Below are 14,470 nucleotides of genomic sequence, written 5' to 3'. Positions count from 1 at the left end.
AATAAAGCAGATAATGTTATTTTTTGACGGAAAAATTTCTTTTGCCGAGGCGTCGGTTGGAGCGGCACTCTCGATAGAGTCAAGTTATAACCTCCTCGATATGTAATCGTACTACTTCGATTTTCCGGGTTGTCACTTTCAGTATCTTAAATGTGAATTTGCCAATCATGATCGTTTCGTATGTTTTAGGAAAACGCTGAAGGTGATGCAGAAGAAAACCCGCAATGGTCGAGTAGTCATCCGACTCCGGTAAGCCGATATGATACTTCTCATTCAACTGGTCGATTTCCACACGTCCCGCTAACACATACTCGTTGTCACTTTCTTGTTTTACAAATTTATATTTAACGTCATATTCGTCTTCAATATCGCCGAATATTTCTTCCACTAAATCCTCGATGGTAACAATGCCCGATGTGCTGCCGAACTCATCGACTACCACCGCAATACTTTTGCGTTGTTGCATCAGGTCACTCATCAGTTTGTTGGCCTGCATGCTTTCGGGAACGAAAGAGACAGAGGCGATATTTTTGGTCCAATCTTCAGGATTGTTAATGATTTCCCACGTATGAATATATCCTATGATATTATCAATATCATCTTTATAAACCAAGATTCTCGAAATACCCGTTTCGATGAATCTTTGCTTGAGCGTTTCCACACCGGTATCTTCGCTGACCGCCACGATGTCGGCGCGGGGAACCATACAATCCCGCACTTTGGTAGATGAGAAGTCGAGCGCATTTTGAAAGATTTTCACTTCGGGGTCGACCTGCATCTGATCGGGCATATCTTCAATGCTCTGCCGGACGTATGAATTCAATTCGACTCGTCCGAGTTCTCGTTCCTTCGAGAGAGCCGATCGGATACCAAAAAAAGAGAGAATACCTTTTGAAAGGATAATAAAGAACCGGGTTACCGGATAGAGGAAAACATAGAAAATGAAAGCCGGAAAGACAAATGTCTTAACCCACCCGTCGGCGTTTTTCTTGAAGACGGCACGAGGGAAGAACTCTCCCGTGAGCAAGATGAAAAACGTCGCAAAAAGAATGATCAGAAAATAATTCAGCAGGGGATTAGGATGAATTTTCCGTTCAATATAGGGATAACCGATGAGAATAGTAAAATAGATGAAAAAGACTAAGACAACCAATCTGCCCGCGTCTAAGGTTTTCATGAACATGTGTGAATGCGTGTAGATCGTATTCAGCATGTAATTAAAAGGGCCGGCCGATTTTTTCGTGACGGCATACCGCAACTTGTCGGAGGATACGAAAGCCACCTCCATGCCCGAGAAGAACATGGAAAGGATCATAAAAGCAATCCACCATCCGATAAGCGTTGATATATTCATCATCTGCTATTGCTATTGCGTCGTTTCCGGTTGGATGAGCTCTTCAGAGGCTAACGAATCGGCCGGTTCGAGATCTTCCTGCACGGGAATTATGCCGTCGAAAGGCCGGAAGATGCGATATTCCGTCATTTCCTGATTCGACTCGAAGCCGTATGCCTTTACTTTCCGGAGTCCCTGCGTTATTTCGATATATTTGTCGGAATAGACTCTTTCTTTGCGTTGATCCCAGAATAATTCATCGCTATCGAATCGTTCGCCTTTGATATTTTCGACATGGACGTTTCCTTTTAATCTCCAAAGATTTTGAGAGGTGTAATTCCACGCTGTGTCGGCTTTCACGGTCGCTTCGATATTGAAAGTCGAATCGAATTGCTCCAAATAAATTCCTTCCGGAAAAAACCAATAAGGCTCTTTTGCTTTATCGAAAACCTGCCAGACAGCGGCTATGACTTTGTAGCGCGTCACCCCTGAATCGGAAATTAACGTGGTTACCGTATCTGTAGTCATAGACGGCACCTGTTCCGGATCATATTCGAAAGCCATCAGGTTCTCATCTTTTTTCTTACAAGATGTGACCCATATCATCGACATAACGATCGAGAGAATCGTTATTGTACGAAAAGAAGTCAATATGTCCGGGAGTCTTTTCAAAAATCTTTTTAATTGAACTGACGTTTGAAGAACCACAATTCATTAATGTTCATATTGACCGATATCTTAAACATATCCTGTTTAATCATATTGCTTTTTTCGGGTTGCTGTCTGGAATAACCGAAACCGATATTCAGCATCGAAACGCGCCCCGATAGATTATCGCGGAACGGAAGTCCCAACCCGAAGTTGATGCCGTATTCTTTGTATCCGCCCACTCCCAGACTGGTATTTGTAGCGGGATCTTTTACGTTTACATTGATGTACGAATTGCTATATGATACCCCGCCCCTGAAGCGAATCCGTTGGAAGAAATTCCGGCTTAACGGATCGATAATATATTCCGCTCCCGCATTAATCCTATACCGGTTGTTGAAACGGGAGGCATCCGTCATGCCATCCAAAAGCGAGGGATACGACGCATCTTTCCATAATTGATACGTTCCGTCGATTCCGACCAATAAGTGAGCGTTCATGTACGTAGCGCCGAGGCCGAAAGATTGAGGTATTTCGAACGTCTGCGCAGCGGCCGTATCGGTCTTTTGTATTTGAGCCGGGCTGGAGTAAGGATATTTATAAGGATCGGCCGTGTACAACATTTCGGTGGGATACACAACGGCCGAAGGACTCACTTGCGGCGTATATACGGCACCCAAAGTCACCGAACTTGTCCGGTCGATAGGGTAAGTATATTGCACGCCCAAGTCGTATTTGAGATGATGAATGGAATACGTCTGTTTACTTTCCGATATTAAGGCGGAAGTAGAGGTCGGTATTCCGACGGTGCTATAGGTGATATTCCCAAATAAATACGATATATTCGCCCCGACAGATATATTTTTAAAGGGTTCCCATGCAATACCCCCATACACCTGACTCAACCCGCCGGTGCCTCGATAGGTTTCCTGATACTGGATGCTTTCTCGCGAACGGGTAGCACCATAATTATAACCTACTTTGGAGAACGGCAGGAGGCCAACACTAACCCCCACGTTTTTGAAAACGGGGAATTGCATGGCGATGTAATCCAAGTTGCCATTATAGTAATCGCGGATATTGCTTCCATCGCCGAGTCGGGTCATTTGCCCCGACACCCCTAAATCGAAAATAAAAGTAAGAGTGTCTATTTCGGAGTAGGAAGCCGGGTTTCCGGGGTTAACCTGCTGACTTCTTCGTAAGCCGTAACGAATGCCCCCCATTGCCTCGGAAGCTCCGAAAGACGGGTTCGATAGTAGTCCGTACCCATATCGTCCATAGGGTGAATTGGAGCCTACTTCTTGAGCAAAGAGGACAATCGTAATCGTAAGAAAAGCGATTAACGAGAAAAAACGTTTTTTTGTTCTGTTCATTTGTTTCGATAATATCAACAAACCCGGGTTGCCTTGTCTAAATTGATTTGAGATTGCAAAGATGATACATTTTTGCGTTGTAACCAACAAATACACAAATTCTTCGTGTTAAAAAGATTAAAGTCGACCGTTTTATCTGCCGGGGATGTCGCTCGGAGCGACACCCCCGGTGACAGAATATCGATTAAAAGAAACGATTGAATGCCAACAGGCGACTGATATACTTACCGATAATATCGAATTCGAGATTGACGACGGATCCTTTTTGGATTTGATGGAAATTGGTGTTCTCGTGCGTGTAGGGAATGATCGCTACTTTAAATGAGTTTTCGGTCGGTTCCACCACCGTAAGGCTTACGCCGTTTACGGTAACCGATCCTTTGTCTACGGTCAGGTATCCTTTCTGCGCCATTTCTTTGTCGAAAGCATATTCAAAAGAATAATACCAACTTCCGTCGGCTTCGGTAACGCCGGCGCATACCGCGGTTTGATCGACATGCCCCTGTACGATGTGCCCGTCGAGGCGTCCGTTCATCAACATGCTGCGCTCGAGATTGACTTTACTCCCGATTTCCAACAAGCCAAGGTTCGAGCGGTCCAATGTTTCCTTGATCGCCGTTACCGTATAGGTGTCGCCCTCAATAGAAACAACCGTAAGGCATACGCCGTTGTGCGAGATGCTTTGATCGATTTTCAATTCATTGGTAAAGGAACATCTGAGGGTGATGTGCAGGTTCCCTTGTTCTTTATTCAGTGCGACAACGGTTGCCGCTTCTTCTACAATTCCTGAAAACATATAATTTAAATTTGCTAATTTGCTGATTAGCTGATTTGCTAATTTACCAAATGGAGGCTCTTTGCTCTTTAGGCAGATACAACGGGTCGGAAGGCTGGATGTTAAACGCTTCGTACCAGGCATCGATATGAGGCAGCGCTCCGTCAACTCTCCATTTTCCCAGAGAATGCGGGTCGATACGGGTGAGGCGGAGGATTTCCGCATCGCGTACATTTCCAGCCCAAAGATTCGCATAGCTAAGGAAGAATCGTTGTTCGGAGGTGAAGCCGTCGATCTTTTCGTTCGATTGGGCCTGCGGAGTCTTCAGAAAAGCGTGATGCGAAACTTGGAGTCCGCCGTGGTCGGCGATGTTTTCGCCTAAGGTATAGGTTCCGTTGGCGCGTACGGTGTCGAGAACCACAATATTATCGAAATGGCGCACCAGCACGGCAGCCCGTTCGTCGAAACGCGTGGCGTCTTCCGGAGTCCACCAATCGGCTAAGTTACCGTCTTTATCGAACTTGCGGCCCTGATCGTCGAACCCATGCGTCATTTCGTGGCCGATAACCACTCCGATGCCTCCGTAGTTAATAGCATCGTCGCCGTTCATATAGAAGAAAGGCGGTTGCAGGATTCCGGCGGGAAAGCAAATCTCGTTGGACGACGGATTGTAATAGGCATTGACCGTTTGGGGCGACATGTACCATTTGCTTTTGTCGACCGGCTTTCCGAGGTCTTTGAGCATATCATCGTATTCGAACTCGGAGGCGCGGACGATATTCTGCCAGTAAGAATCGTCCTTAATGTCGAGCGGCGAGTAATCCTTCCATTTATCGGGATAGCCGATTTTTACGATAAACGTATTCAGCTTTTCCTCTGCTTTGGCCTTGGTGGCGTCGCTCATCCATTCCACCTGGTTGATGCGTTCGCCTAACGAAATCCGTAGATTTTCCACCAGCGTGAGCATCCGTTCCTTGGCTTCGGGCGGAAAGTATTTCTGTACGTATAGTTGTCCGACAGCTTCGCCGAGGGCGCCGTTCACCGCATCGATACTCCGGCGCCAGCGAGGACGCAACTCTTTGCTTCCGCTTAACGTTTTGCCGTAGAAATCGAAATTCGCATTGATGAAATCGTCGCTGAGGTAGCTTGCGGCTGAATTGATGACTTTCCAACTCAAATAATTTTTCAATGCGTCGATCGGCTGTTTGTCTATCAATGCGATGGATGCTTTGACCGGTTCGATTTGCGATACGTTCAGGCTGTCGAAAGCCGAAGCACCGGTTTGTTCGAAGAAAAAGTCCCATTCAAACGGAGCGACTTGCTTGTTGAGGTCGGCGGCAGCTATTTTGTGATAGTTGAGTTCGGGACGGCGGCGCATTTCTTTCGATATATGAGCTTTGGCCAGTTCTGTTTCGATACTCATCACCTGTGCGGCCGCTTGTTTGGCGTCGGCATCGGCGTAACCGGCATTGGTAAATTGTTTTTCCAGAAGCTTCACATATTCCTGCCGTACCATTTGGGTGTGGTCATCTTGCAGGAGATAATAATCGCGGTCGCCCATGCCGATACCGGATTGGTAAAGATGGGCGATGTTGATGGTGCTGTTCATATCGTCGGGGCCAACCGAGAATCCGAAAAACGGATTGGACGCATAACGGCCTACCAGAGCCGTTAACCGGATAATATCCTTCTTGTCTTTCGCGTCGGCGATTTCTTGCAATTGAGCCTGAATGGGAGCTGCGCCGTCGGCATTAAGCTTGGCGCTGTCGAGGCCCATTTTGTAGAGATCGCCCACTTTTTGGGCATTCGATCCGGAGGCATTTTCCTGTTTTCCCAGCTCTTCAATTAATCCTTGAATCTGCGATTGATTTTCTTCGCGCAGTTTGTCGAACGATCCGTAGCGGGCATATTCGTCGGGGATGGGATTGGCTTTTTGCCAACCTCCTGTGGCATATTGATAAAAACTTTCGCCGGGAGCGGCGGTAGTATCTAAGTTAGCCAGATTGAGGCCGTCGTTTTGCGAGGCCTTCTGTTGAGAACAACTTGTTGTGACCATAATAGCTAAAACGATAATGGGAAATACTATTCGTTTCATAAAGTGAGATAATTAAATTATTTAGTAGCTACAAACTTAAATAAAAAAGTCGAGATTTTATACACGAGCAAATAAAAATCAAGGCCACAGCGTTCTATAAGTAATTAACGTGCTCTAGGCACAAAGTTTAATTTAAAAACATAACATTATGAGAACAGTCTGCGGCCTTGACATCCACAAAGATAGCATATTCATGTGTATTCTGGACGAACAGGGCAAAAAAAGTGAAAGGAAGTTTGGAGTTTCCACCCGTGAGATTAAAGGGTTGTGCAATACGCTCAAGTCCCATTACGTGAGTGAAGTTTGCATGGAGAGTACCGGCATTTACTGGAAACCGGTCTGGCATTTGCTCGAGAAGGATTTCCGGATGTACCTTGTCAATCCCCAGTTCCTCAAACAACTTCCCGGGCGCAAGAGCGATGTGAAGGATGCCCAATGGATTGCCACGGCCCTGTTGAAAGGACTGGTGCGGAACAGTTTTGTCCCTGACTCGATGATCCAGCAACTACGCCTGTACGGTCGCCGCATTAACGAGTTAAACAAGGATATCATACGCTGTGAACAACGCGTCGACATGATCCTTCAAAGCTGTAATATCCGCATCAGCAACTATGTCTCCAACATAGACGGCAAAAGTTACCAAAAAGTCGTGGGCGCCCTGCTCGAAGGGGAACGCTCGGCAGATAAGCTGGTCAAGCTCATACACGGCAGGACCCTGAACAAGCATGGCCGCGACACGGTGCGTGATTCCCTCGAAGGTTACGTCCAACAGGCCGATATCGATTTGCTCAAACAATACATGGAGGCTTTAAAGATGCACCAGGCACAGAAACAGACATGCCTTATTGAAATGGTCAAGTTATGCAAAAAGCATTATGACAGGGCATTCACGCTGTTGCAAAGCATCCCGGCCATCAAGGAGCAGTCGGCCGCCATCATCATCTCCGAGATAGGAACCGACATGACCCTGTTCGCCACTGCGGCCGCCCTGGTTTCATGGGCGGGGCTCAGGCCCCGCAACGATGAAAGTGCGGGAAAGATCAAAAGCCGGAAAATCACGCACGGAAACAAATATCTGCGTAAAGCTTTAATGGAAGCGGCATGGGGAGCATCAAGGACACGGGGATCAATATTCTACAACAAGTTCTGGCGGTTGAGGCAACGGGGCAAGAAGCAGCAGAAGTGTACCGTAGCCATAGCACGCCACCTGCTGGTCATTATCTGGTCACTGCTCTCCAGGGATGAATATTTTGACAAGGAATACATGCAGAAACTCAGCACTGGAGTTGCCTGAATAACTGTCACAAAGAAATAACGGGTTCCTTGTAAAGTCCCTATATTTGTGGTGGATACATTACCCCGTTTTGCAAACTGACTCTCGCAGGGAATCACTTTTGGACACGAGCAAGAGACCTAAGAGTTCGAAGAGGAAATTAATGTTTTTGATGGAAGCCCCAAAGCATTCATCCCGATTGGTATGCTCTTAATCAACAAATATATACCTTCTCAAGACACTTCCGCATACTTTTTTATTCGATTTATAGAGGAAATATACATAAAAGTATACACATATACACAGACCCATAAAAATTGAGTGTTCTGTTTGAGTCCGTTTGGGCCGGTTTTACACATTGATTTGAAATAAGCCACAACTTTCTCTATATTTGAAGATCATTAACCACTAAAATATTCAATAATGAAAAAAGTATGTGGCTTAGATGTGCACAAAGATAATATATTCTGTGCAATCTACAATGGAGAGAGTCATTCTCAAGTGAAAGAATATGCAACGCTGACCCCTGCAATCTATTCGATGGGTGAGTACCTGCAGTCGGAAGAGGTGGAGGAGGTGGCCCTGGAAAGCACGGGTATCTACTGGATTGCCGTGTGGGACATATTCTACGAGATGGGGTTCAAGTTGACGCTTGTCAACCCGTACCTGATCAAACAGATGCCGGGTCGTAAGAGCGACATCAAGGATGCCCAGTGGATAGCCAGCCTGTTGCACAAGGGCATGATGCGCGGCAGTTTCGTTCCTGCTCCCCTGATACAGGAGTTGCGGGTCTATTCCCGCAAATACGGCAAGCTCAGGCAGCAGGTGACCCGTGTGCTGACGTGTATGGACGCCATCCTGGTAAAGGCAGGTATCCGGGCGAGCAGTTGCCTGAGCAGTATCAGCACGAAAAGTTTCATGGGTATCGTCGAGGCGCTGATAGCCGGATGGACAGACCCGGGCTATCTTGTAAGCCTGGTGTACGGGAACAGGAAAAACAAGCAGAGCGGGAAATTAAAGGAGGCCCTTAGGGGCAATATCAGGGCGCACCACCGCCAGGAATTGTCCTGGGCGAAACAGGAGTATGACATATACCAGTTGCAGATATCGGAATGTCTGTCACAAATGGAGCGGATATGTGGCCTACATTTTGCGTTGCCGGTAAATCTTTTACAAACCATTCCGGGAATAAGCCGGATAGCGGCGATGACCATAATAGCCGAAACGGGTGGGGATATGAGTGTCTTTGAAAATAGCGGCAAGATTGTCGGATGGGCGGGATTGCGCCCGAGGAATGATGAAAGCGCCGGCAAATACAAGAGCACCGCTACCACCAAAGGCAACAAGTACCTGCGTTCGATCCTGGTACAGGTCTCCTGGGCGGCTTCCCGGTCGAAGGGTTCGTTTTTCAAGGAAAAGTTCCAACGCATGACCATGCGCAAGCCAAGGAAAAAGGCTCTGGTCGCCATAGCAAGGAAACTGCTCGTTGTCATATGGAACGTGCTCAAGCACACCAGGCAATACGATCCCCGGCTGGCCCCTGTTTACGATCCGGTGAAGATGAAAGCCCGGCTCGCATATTACAAGAAGGAGTACGAAAAAACAGCGAACATACTGAATATTAATCTATAAGACAAGCGTAAAGGCCGGGTAACTTTGTGGTGGCTCAAGACCCCGTTTACAAATAGGCCAATGTCACAGTCGTCCCTGAAACGACCTCAAGAACACAGACCGGGGTTAATGCTGCTCCCAATAAGAGAAGACAAGCCCGCAGAAGAAAATCGCATATCGGAAGGCGTCACCGCGTCTTTGCCTGCAACCTTGTGGGTAGGGTGATTTATGCCTGTATCCAAACATCTTTCTCTATTTAGCTCCATTTTTCTTTGAATATGGGGGGAATTTATAGAAGAAAAGTACAAAAATATTTCGGTAGATCGGACAGTAATTCTATCGGAAGATTGCGGAGCAGCTATTTGCGGTTTAAGAAAAAGAAGTTGTCTTCACCGATTCCGAGGTCGAAACGCCCGGAAGTAAGGGAAAAAGGCTCGTTGTTATAGATTCCTTTCAGATGGAAGGTGCCGGAAACGATGACCCGCATAAGTTCTTTGTCTACAGATAGTTTTTGAGCCTGTTTGAAGGAGATCGAGCCCTCCAAAATCTCGATAATGCTCTCATTGACGGATACGGTGCACTCGTTTCCGGTCAGATCGAACGTTTTCCCTTTGAGCGAAATCAAGCTATTGTAATTTGTCGGTGCGTAGCCGGGAAACGAAAAGGTAAGGACTTGCATAGGGCCGTTTTTGTGTCCCATCAAATGCCAGTTTGTCGCTCCCGCTTCGACAATTATTTTGGTCGGGATGTCGTATTGTTCGGAAATAAAAGGCGTGCGATCCCAGTAAGCCCCAAAAGTGTTGTAGCCCCATTCCGAATAAATGGGTAGCCCGGGACTGTCTACATCTTCAATAAATATCGATTGGCTGATGCGATAATCTTCATATGAGCTACAGCCGGTAGCGAATAAGGCGAGAACGATTGTAAAAAGAATGATTTGCTGTTTCATATTGGAAATGCGGATTTAAAAAGATGATTTACCTATAAAGAGTTGCATGGGGAAAGAAATGGAAAATTGGGCTCCGGAAAATTCCTGCGGCGTAACCACACTGAAATTGTCTTTGGTCAGATAGCGGGAAGGAATGATTACTTCCGCACTGTAACGGATGCCATTGCGTTGGGTAAGCCGTAGGCCGATGGTTCCGTAAAGGGTGGAGTAAAAGCGGTTGAGACGGATGTCTGCATCGTCGAGCAGTTCTTGTGCGTACGGATTCATTTCGGGGTTTCGGAAGCGGATATGCGTTTTTCCGTAAACTTTCATTCCTATTTCACTGCCCGCCTTTACGTAGAGTTGCCAATTACTCCGGTATCCCAATACCACCAAACTTATTTCCAGGGGGACGGACAGGTGATTGACGGTTTCCTCGATAGAACGGATGCGGTAAAATTCCACCGCTTCGTGCCCCTGACGGCGCAAAAAGAAATAAGACTGTTCTCCCTCCGAAATATTGCCGAGAAACTCGTAAGCCGTGCTAAAGCGCAAGCCTGTGCCTACATATACGCGTCCTTTCCATAATGTGAATTCGGGCTTGATGCCGATATACTGAAAAGATCCCTCGGAGCCTGCATGAACAGGGTCGGCATACAAGTTTGCTCCATAGCTGTTCACATCTTGGCGAATGTTCCATCGGGTGTCGGGTTCGCCGGACCAATCGGCCCCGCCGGCTTCAACGGCGATTCGTAACGGGACGTTGTCCTGAGCGCTTAACGCACTTGCCATCCACAAAAACAGCAAGCATAGTAAAAGTTGTTTCATTTTAAAAGTTAGTCAATAGTTTAACGATTTCGTGATTCCCCGGCTCGTGAGTCCGGAGAACGAGCGATTACTTTTTATAGATGGAGAACGAAGAAAAATGCTGCATGGGTGAAGGTTAAAAGTTTCGGTGGAGGGTTAAAACGGGAAGATCAACGGCAAGGCGATGATCATTGCTATGAGATAAACGATTTGCAACGGTAATCCCACTTTGACATAATCCATAAAATTGTATTTTCCGGCGGACATCACCATGGTATTCGGCGGGGTGGAAAAAGGACTTGCCAGGCACATGCTCGCCATAACGGTTACTCCGATGAGGAACGGGTAGGGGCTTACCCCCATCGAGACCGCCGCTTGCAGGGCAATGGGTGCGAAAAGAATGGCTGTGGCCGTGTTGCTGATGAACATCGTGAGGAAGGACGTGGCGGCTAAAATGCCGGCCAGCACGGCGTAAGGCCCGTATACCCCCAGCGTGTTCATAATGCCTCCGGTGATGGCGGCCGAGGTGCCGGTCTTTTCCATCGCACTGGCCAGGGGCATCATCGCGGCAAAAAGAATGACGCTTTCCCAGTTGATGGAACGGTAAGCGTCGCGCACAGTGCGGAAGCATCGGCTGAGAATGACGGCAACGGAAGCCAACAGCACTGCGATCACGGGCGGGAACCAATTGAGCGCCATCGACAGCACCATAAACACCAGTATGGCGGCTGCAAAAGGCGCCTTGTTGTCGAGTGTGATCTTCGAGGCTTCGATGTCGGGATGGCCGATGACCACCACATCCGGCTCCAGGCGGTCGAGGCGGCTGATGTCTTCCCAAGTGCCTTGTATCAAAAGCATGTCGGCCGCCTGCATCTTCGCATCCTTAATATCCTGGATAATGTATTGGTCTTTGCGTTGAATGGCGAGGATGTTCACATTGTAGTTTTCGCGGAATCCGGACTCTCTCACGATGCGGTTGTGAAGCCTGGAGTTGGCTAAAAGCACCACCTCCGCCATGCCGATCTCTTCAAAACGGAATTTGCCGGCGAATTTGGGTTTTTGGCGTTCTCCGTTGATATCCTTGTCGAGAAATTCCAATCCGTTTTCTTCTGCAAAGTGGCGGATGTTTTCATATTCGCCGATGATATACAGCACATCGTCGCAGGTGAGGATGGTGTCGGCTTCGGGCAACCGGGTGACGGTATTGCGCACGAGGGGCGAGTGCGATTTGGTGCGGATTTCGGTGATGGTGACTTTATAGCGTTTGGTGATGTCGAGCTCGGCCAGCTTCTTGTCGATTACCCCGGAGTGGCGGGGAATCTCCAGCCGGTACAGATTGTCCGTCACGCGGTATTGAGCGGCTAACTGATGCGGCGACTTCACGTTCGACCGGTTTTCGGACAGGCCGTCCTCGCCTTTCTTGTCCAATATTTTCGATAATGGCCAAAGAAGAAACAGTCCGATGACGAACAGCACCATTCCCGCGGGCAGGATGGTGAAAAAGCCCAGCCCTTTGTATCCGGCTTCGACCAGCACATTGTGGATGACGAGGGTGGGAGCCGTACCGATAAGCGTCATCATGCCTCCGATGCTGCTGGCGAAGGCCAAGGGCATCAACAACCGCCGCACGTTGGCATGCGATTGAGTGGCCACGCTGATGACGATAGGCATGAGCATGGCTACGGTGGCCGTATTGCTCAGGAACGAGCCGATGAGCACCGCCACAACGAGGATTAACATAAACAGTCGATGGGTGCTTTTACCGGCGAGCTTCAGCAAGCCGCTACTAAAGTAGGCCGCCAGTCCCGTTTGTGTAATGGATGCGCCGACGATGAAGAGTCCCGGGATCATAATGACGATGGGATTGGAGAACCCCGACAGGGCTTCTTCGGCCGTCAAGATGCCCGTCAGCACCAAAGCCAACAGGGAACATAAGGCGACTATGTCCGAGCGGATCTTACCCCATACAAACAAGCCTGCGGTAACGGCCAATACCGTAATGGTGACAATCATCTGAGCATTCATCGGCAGATAATACACATTTTGGACGCAAAGGTACAATATTTCGGTTATTTACTCACCAAATAGATTGAAAATAGATTGAAGGGAGATGGATACTCCTCAAACTTATTTCGTATTTTTGTATGTCATTTTGCATGAATATTTATGTGCAAAACAAAAGAATCCGCCATACTCAAAACCGTTCGGGCGATGCACGGATTACCCCGGGAGAAGGCAGAGCAAATATCTGAATTCGCCGACTTTATGATAAAGTCTTACGAAGATCAGGAACTTACGCATGATATCGAGTATATCGCTTCGGAAGACAGTTCATTTGATTTTATAGATGAGGAAGAGGATCTTTGTACAGTGAATGATATTTTCCCCTTTTACCGATTTGAGCAGCAGTAAACTACGGTCTGATGTAGTATTGGTTGTAAACCTCCATAAAATGAGGTGAAATAAAAAGAAAATTGATATGACAGAACAACAATTAATCCAGTTTAAGAAAACCACTTATTTACCAAATGGTTTATCCGTTGCCGAAACAGAACGCCGGATGAATGAAAGAATTGCTGATTTGTACGTTGAACTATGGGAAAGAGGGCTGACGCCAAAATATCGGGATGCAAGATGCAAAAGCGACAAAGAGATTATCCGTGCTAATGTCGACGGAAGCGAAGATTTATTACTCTTTAACAGCAATGACAAAACCTATACACTTCTTCGCCAATTATCACCGGAGGGGCAAGGGAGATTAACGGCGCTAACTGAACACATAAGACGTCCTGTTGCTAATGTCTGATAATCATTTCACGCTTGTCGCCGGTCCTAACGGTGCAGGAAAAAGCACGTTGCAGGATGAATTTATTCGTCCGGAGACAGGTTATTTTAATGGCGATATCGTGTTTGCTTATTATGCAAACAAATATCCCCAATTGTCAAAAGAACAACTAGAGGGCGCCGTGGGTGGTACTTTAGAAAAATCAGTAAATGAAGCTCTCGAAAAACGTGAAGATTTTGCGTTTGAAACGAATTTTTCTTCGGACACGGCTGCAGACATGGTCAAAAAATTCAAAGAGAATAATTTCACTGTAAATTTAATTTACGTGGGTCTTGATTCGTTGGAAAATGCTCTAACGGGCTTAAACGATCATCAGGAAGGGCGGGGCTTATCCCATTTTTTCTCCCGTGTGATACGGAAACCGCTCTCGAGTTGCCCGAATCGGTAAATAAAACCGCTGTCCGCTGACGCAAAATCTCCTCATTCGTAACCGATATCGTTTGAAGGCGACTCTCGGCCGTCGTCATTTCCTCTTGTTTTTAAAGCCTCAAATTAATTCCGGCAAAAAGGCCTGCCTTATTCAAAAAAATCCTACCTTTGCCACCGTTATGCTCAGGCGTAACGTCTTGAAGTAAAAACGGGAAGCGTTTTTGATATCATCCGCTTTTGAAATCTCGACAATTTCTTTGTATCAGGATGATAGCAACATACGCTCCACGCCTTCGTTGGCGTGGGGCTGTTGTCTATCATTGGTGCAGGGATGTCGAGATCCTCAGAAGCGTGATACGATCAACAGTCCCCGCGCCTCTTTTTATATAAACAGATACCGGACTTGGGGGGAC

The 14,470-nt window shown here is 47.2% G+C and carries 13 protein-coding genes; 5 read left to right on the top strand and 8 right to left on the bottom strand.

Features of this window, described 5'->3' with window-relative positions; translation table 11 throughout:
* Window positions 1-79: 79 nt before the first annotated feature.
* From ABNK31_RS15525 to ABNK31_RS15505, 5 genes are all read right to left on the bottom strand, one after another.
* On the bottom strand, window positions 80-1,357 hold the full coding sequence (locus ABNK31_RS15525) for a hemolysin family protein (RefSeq protein ID WP_418893353.1): 1,278 nt from the start codon (window positions 1,355-1,357) through the stop codon (window positions 80-82).
* 9 nt (window positions 1,358-1,366) lie between these two features.
* On the bottom strand, window positions 1,367-1,984 hold the full coding sequence (gene lptC / locus ABNK31_RS15520) for an LPS export ABC transporter periplasmic protein LptC (protein WP_418895423.1): 618 nt from the start codon (window positions 1,982-1,984) through the stop codon (window positions 1,367-1,369).
* A gap of 29 nt (window positions 1,985-2,013) precedes the next feature.
* Entirely contained in the window at window positions 2,014-3,354 is a 1,341-nt protein-coding gene (locus tag ABNK31_RS15515) for a hypothetical protein (RefSeq protein WP_418893352.1), read from the bottom strand.
* 184 nt (window positions 3,355-3,538) lie between these two features.
* Window positions 3,539-4,150 (bottom strand): riboflavin synthase, encoded by a 612-nt coding sequence (locus ABNK31_RS15510; RefSeq protein ID WP_418893351.1) that lies wholly within the window; start codon window positions 4,148-4,150, stop codon window positions 3,539-3,541.
* A gap of 43 nt (window positions 4,151-4,193) precedes the next feature.
* Complete coding sequence (locus ABNK31_RS15505; RefSeq protein ID WP_418893350.1) at window positions 4,194-6,224, bottom strand: M13 family metallopeptidase; 2,031 nt, start codon at window positions 6,222-6,224, stop codon at window positions 4,194-4,196.
* A gap of 148 nt (window positions 6,225-6,372) precedes the next feature.
* Between ABNK31_RS15505 and ABNK31_RS15500 the strand changes: the two genes are divergently transcribed.
* Both ABNK31_RS15500 and ABNK31_RS15495 read left to right on the top strand, forming a co-directional pair.
* A complete protein-coding gene (locus ABNK31_RS15500; RefSeq protein ID WP_418892990.1) occupies window positions 6,373-7,518 on the top strand; it encodes an IS110 family transposase in 1,146 nt (381 codons plus the stop codon).
* Window positions 7,519-7,920: 402 nt separating this feature from the next.
* The gene (locus ABNK31_RS15495; RefSeq protein ID WP_418892526.1) at window positions 7,921-9,129 is read left to right on the top strand and encodes an IS110 family transposase; all 1,209 of its coding nucleotides are present in this window, start codon (window positions 7,921-7,923) and stop codon (window positions 9,127-9,129) included.
* A 337-nt stretch (window positions 9,130-9,466) separates the two neighbouring features.
* Here the strand turns inward: ABNK31_RS15495 and ABNK31_RS15490 are convergent, their stop codons facing one another.
* The 3 genes from ABNK31_RS15490 to ABNK31_RS15480 all read right to left on the bottom strand — a co-directional run bounded on the left by ABNK31_RS15490 (window position 9,467) and on the right by ABNK31_RS15480 (window position 12,856).
* Window positions 9,467-10,057 carry a hypothetical protein gene (locus ABNK31_RS15490; RefSeq protein WP_418893349.1) on the bottom strand — a complete coding sequence of 197 codons (591 nt, stop codon included), beginning with the start codon at window positions 10,055-10,057 and terminating at the stop codon, window positions 9,467-9,469.
* 15 nt (window positions 10,058-10,072) lie between these two features.
* Window positions 10,073-10,864 (bottom strand): hypothetical protein, encoded by a 792-nt coding sequence (locus ABNK31_RS15485; RefSeq protein WP_418893348.1) that lies wholly within the window; start codon window positions 10,862-10,864, stop codon window positions 10,073-10,075.
* A 135-nt stretch (window positions 10,865-10,999) separates the two neighbouring features.
* A complete protein-coding gene (locus tag ABNK31_RS15480; protein WP_418895422.1) occupies window positions 11,000-12,856 on the bottom strand; it encodes an SLC13 family permease in 1,857 nt (618 codons plus the stop codon).
* 153 nt (window positions 12,857-13,009) lie between these two features.
* On the opposite strand from ABNK31_RS15480, the gene ABNK31_RS15475 reads away from it, so the two are divergent.
* The 3 genes from ABNK31_RS15475 (at window position 13,010) to ABNK31_RS15465 (ending at window position 14,076) form a co-directional block, all read left to right on the top strand.
* Window positions 13,010-13,255, top strand: coding sequence for a hypothetical protein (locus tag ABNK31_RS15475; RefSeq protein WP_418893347.1), 246 nt, complete (start codon window positions 13,010-13,012; stop codon window positions 13,253-13,255).
* Window positions 13,256-13,322: 67 nt separating this feature from the next.
* Window positions 13,323-13,649 carry a hypothetical protein gene (locus ABNK31_RS15470; protein WP_418893346.1) on the top strand — a complete coding sequence of 109 codons (327 nt, stop codon included), beginning with the start codon at window positions 13,323-13,325 and terminating at the stop codon, window positions 13,647-13,649.
* Window positions 13,642-14,076, top strand: a complete 435-nt coding sequence (locus tag ABNK31_RS15465) for a zeta toxin family protein (RefSeq protein WP_418893345.1) — start codon at window positions 13,642-13,644, stop codon at window positions 14,074-14,076. Before ABNK31_RS15470 ends, ABNK31_RS15465 begins: the two co-directional genes overlap by 8 nt.
* Window positions 14,077-14,470 lie beyond the last annotated feature (394 nt).

This window comes from Limibacterium fermenti (assembly GCF_041902845.1).
Classification (GTDB): domain Bacteria; phylum Bacteroidota; class Bacteroidia; order Bacteroidales; family Dysgonomonadaceae; genus Limibacterium; species Limibacterium fermenti.
This window is presented reverse-complemented; position numbering and strand designations above follow the sequence as displayed.

Excerpts from the sequence above, each read along its gene's own strand:
- ABNK31_RS15525 (WP_418893353.1), bottom strand. The coding sequence starts at position 1,357 with ATGATGAATATATCAACGCTTATCGGATGGTGGATTGCTTTTATGATC.
- ABNK31_RS15515 (WP_418893352.1), bottom strand. The coding sequence starts at position 3,354 with ATGAACAGAACAAAAAAACGTTTTTTCTCGTTAATCGCTTTTCTTACG.
- ABNK31_RS15510 (WP_418893351.1), bottom strand. The coding sequence starts at position 4,150 with ATGTTTTCAGGAATTGTAGAAGAAGCGGCAACCGTTGTCGCACTGAAT.
- ABNK31_RS15505 (WP_418893350.1), bottom strand. The coding sequence starts at position 6,224 with ATGAAACGAATAGTATTTCCCATTATCGTTTTAGCTATTATGGTCACA.
- ABNK31_RS15500 (WP_418892990.1), top strand. The coding sequence starts at position 6,373 with ATGAGAACAGTCTGCGGCCTTGACATCCACAAAGATAGCATATTCATG.
- ABNK31_RS15495 (WP_418892526.1), top strand. The coding sequence starts at position 7,921 with ATGAAAAAAGTATGTGGCTTAGATGTGCACAAAGATAATATATTCTGT.
- ABNK31_RS15490 (WP_418893349.1), bottom strand. The coding sequence starts at position 10,057 with ATGAAACAGCAAATCATTCTTTTTACAATCGTTCTCGCCTTATTCGCT.
- ABNK31_RS15485 (WP_418893348.1), bottom strand. The coding sequence starts at position 10,864 with ATGAAACAACTTTTACTATGCTTGCTGTTTTTGTGGATGGCAAGTGCG.
- ABNK31_RS15480 (WP_418895422.1), bottom strand. The coding sequence starts at position 12,856 with ATGATTGTCACCATTACGGTATTGGCCGTTACCGCAGGCTTGTTTGTA.
- ABNK31_RS15475 (WP_418893347.1), top strand. The coding sequence starts at position 13,010 with ATGTGCAAAACAAAAGAATCCGCCATACTCAAAACCGTTCGGGCGATG.
- ABNK31_RS15470 (WP_418893346.1), top strand. The coding sequence starts at position 13,323 with ATGACAGAACAACAATTAATCCAGTTTAAGAAAACCACTTATTTACCA.
- ABNK31_RS15465 (WP_418893345.1), top strand. The coding sequence starts at position 13,642 with ATGTCTGATAATCATTTCACGCTTGTCGCCGGTCCTAACGGTGCAGGA.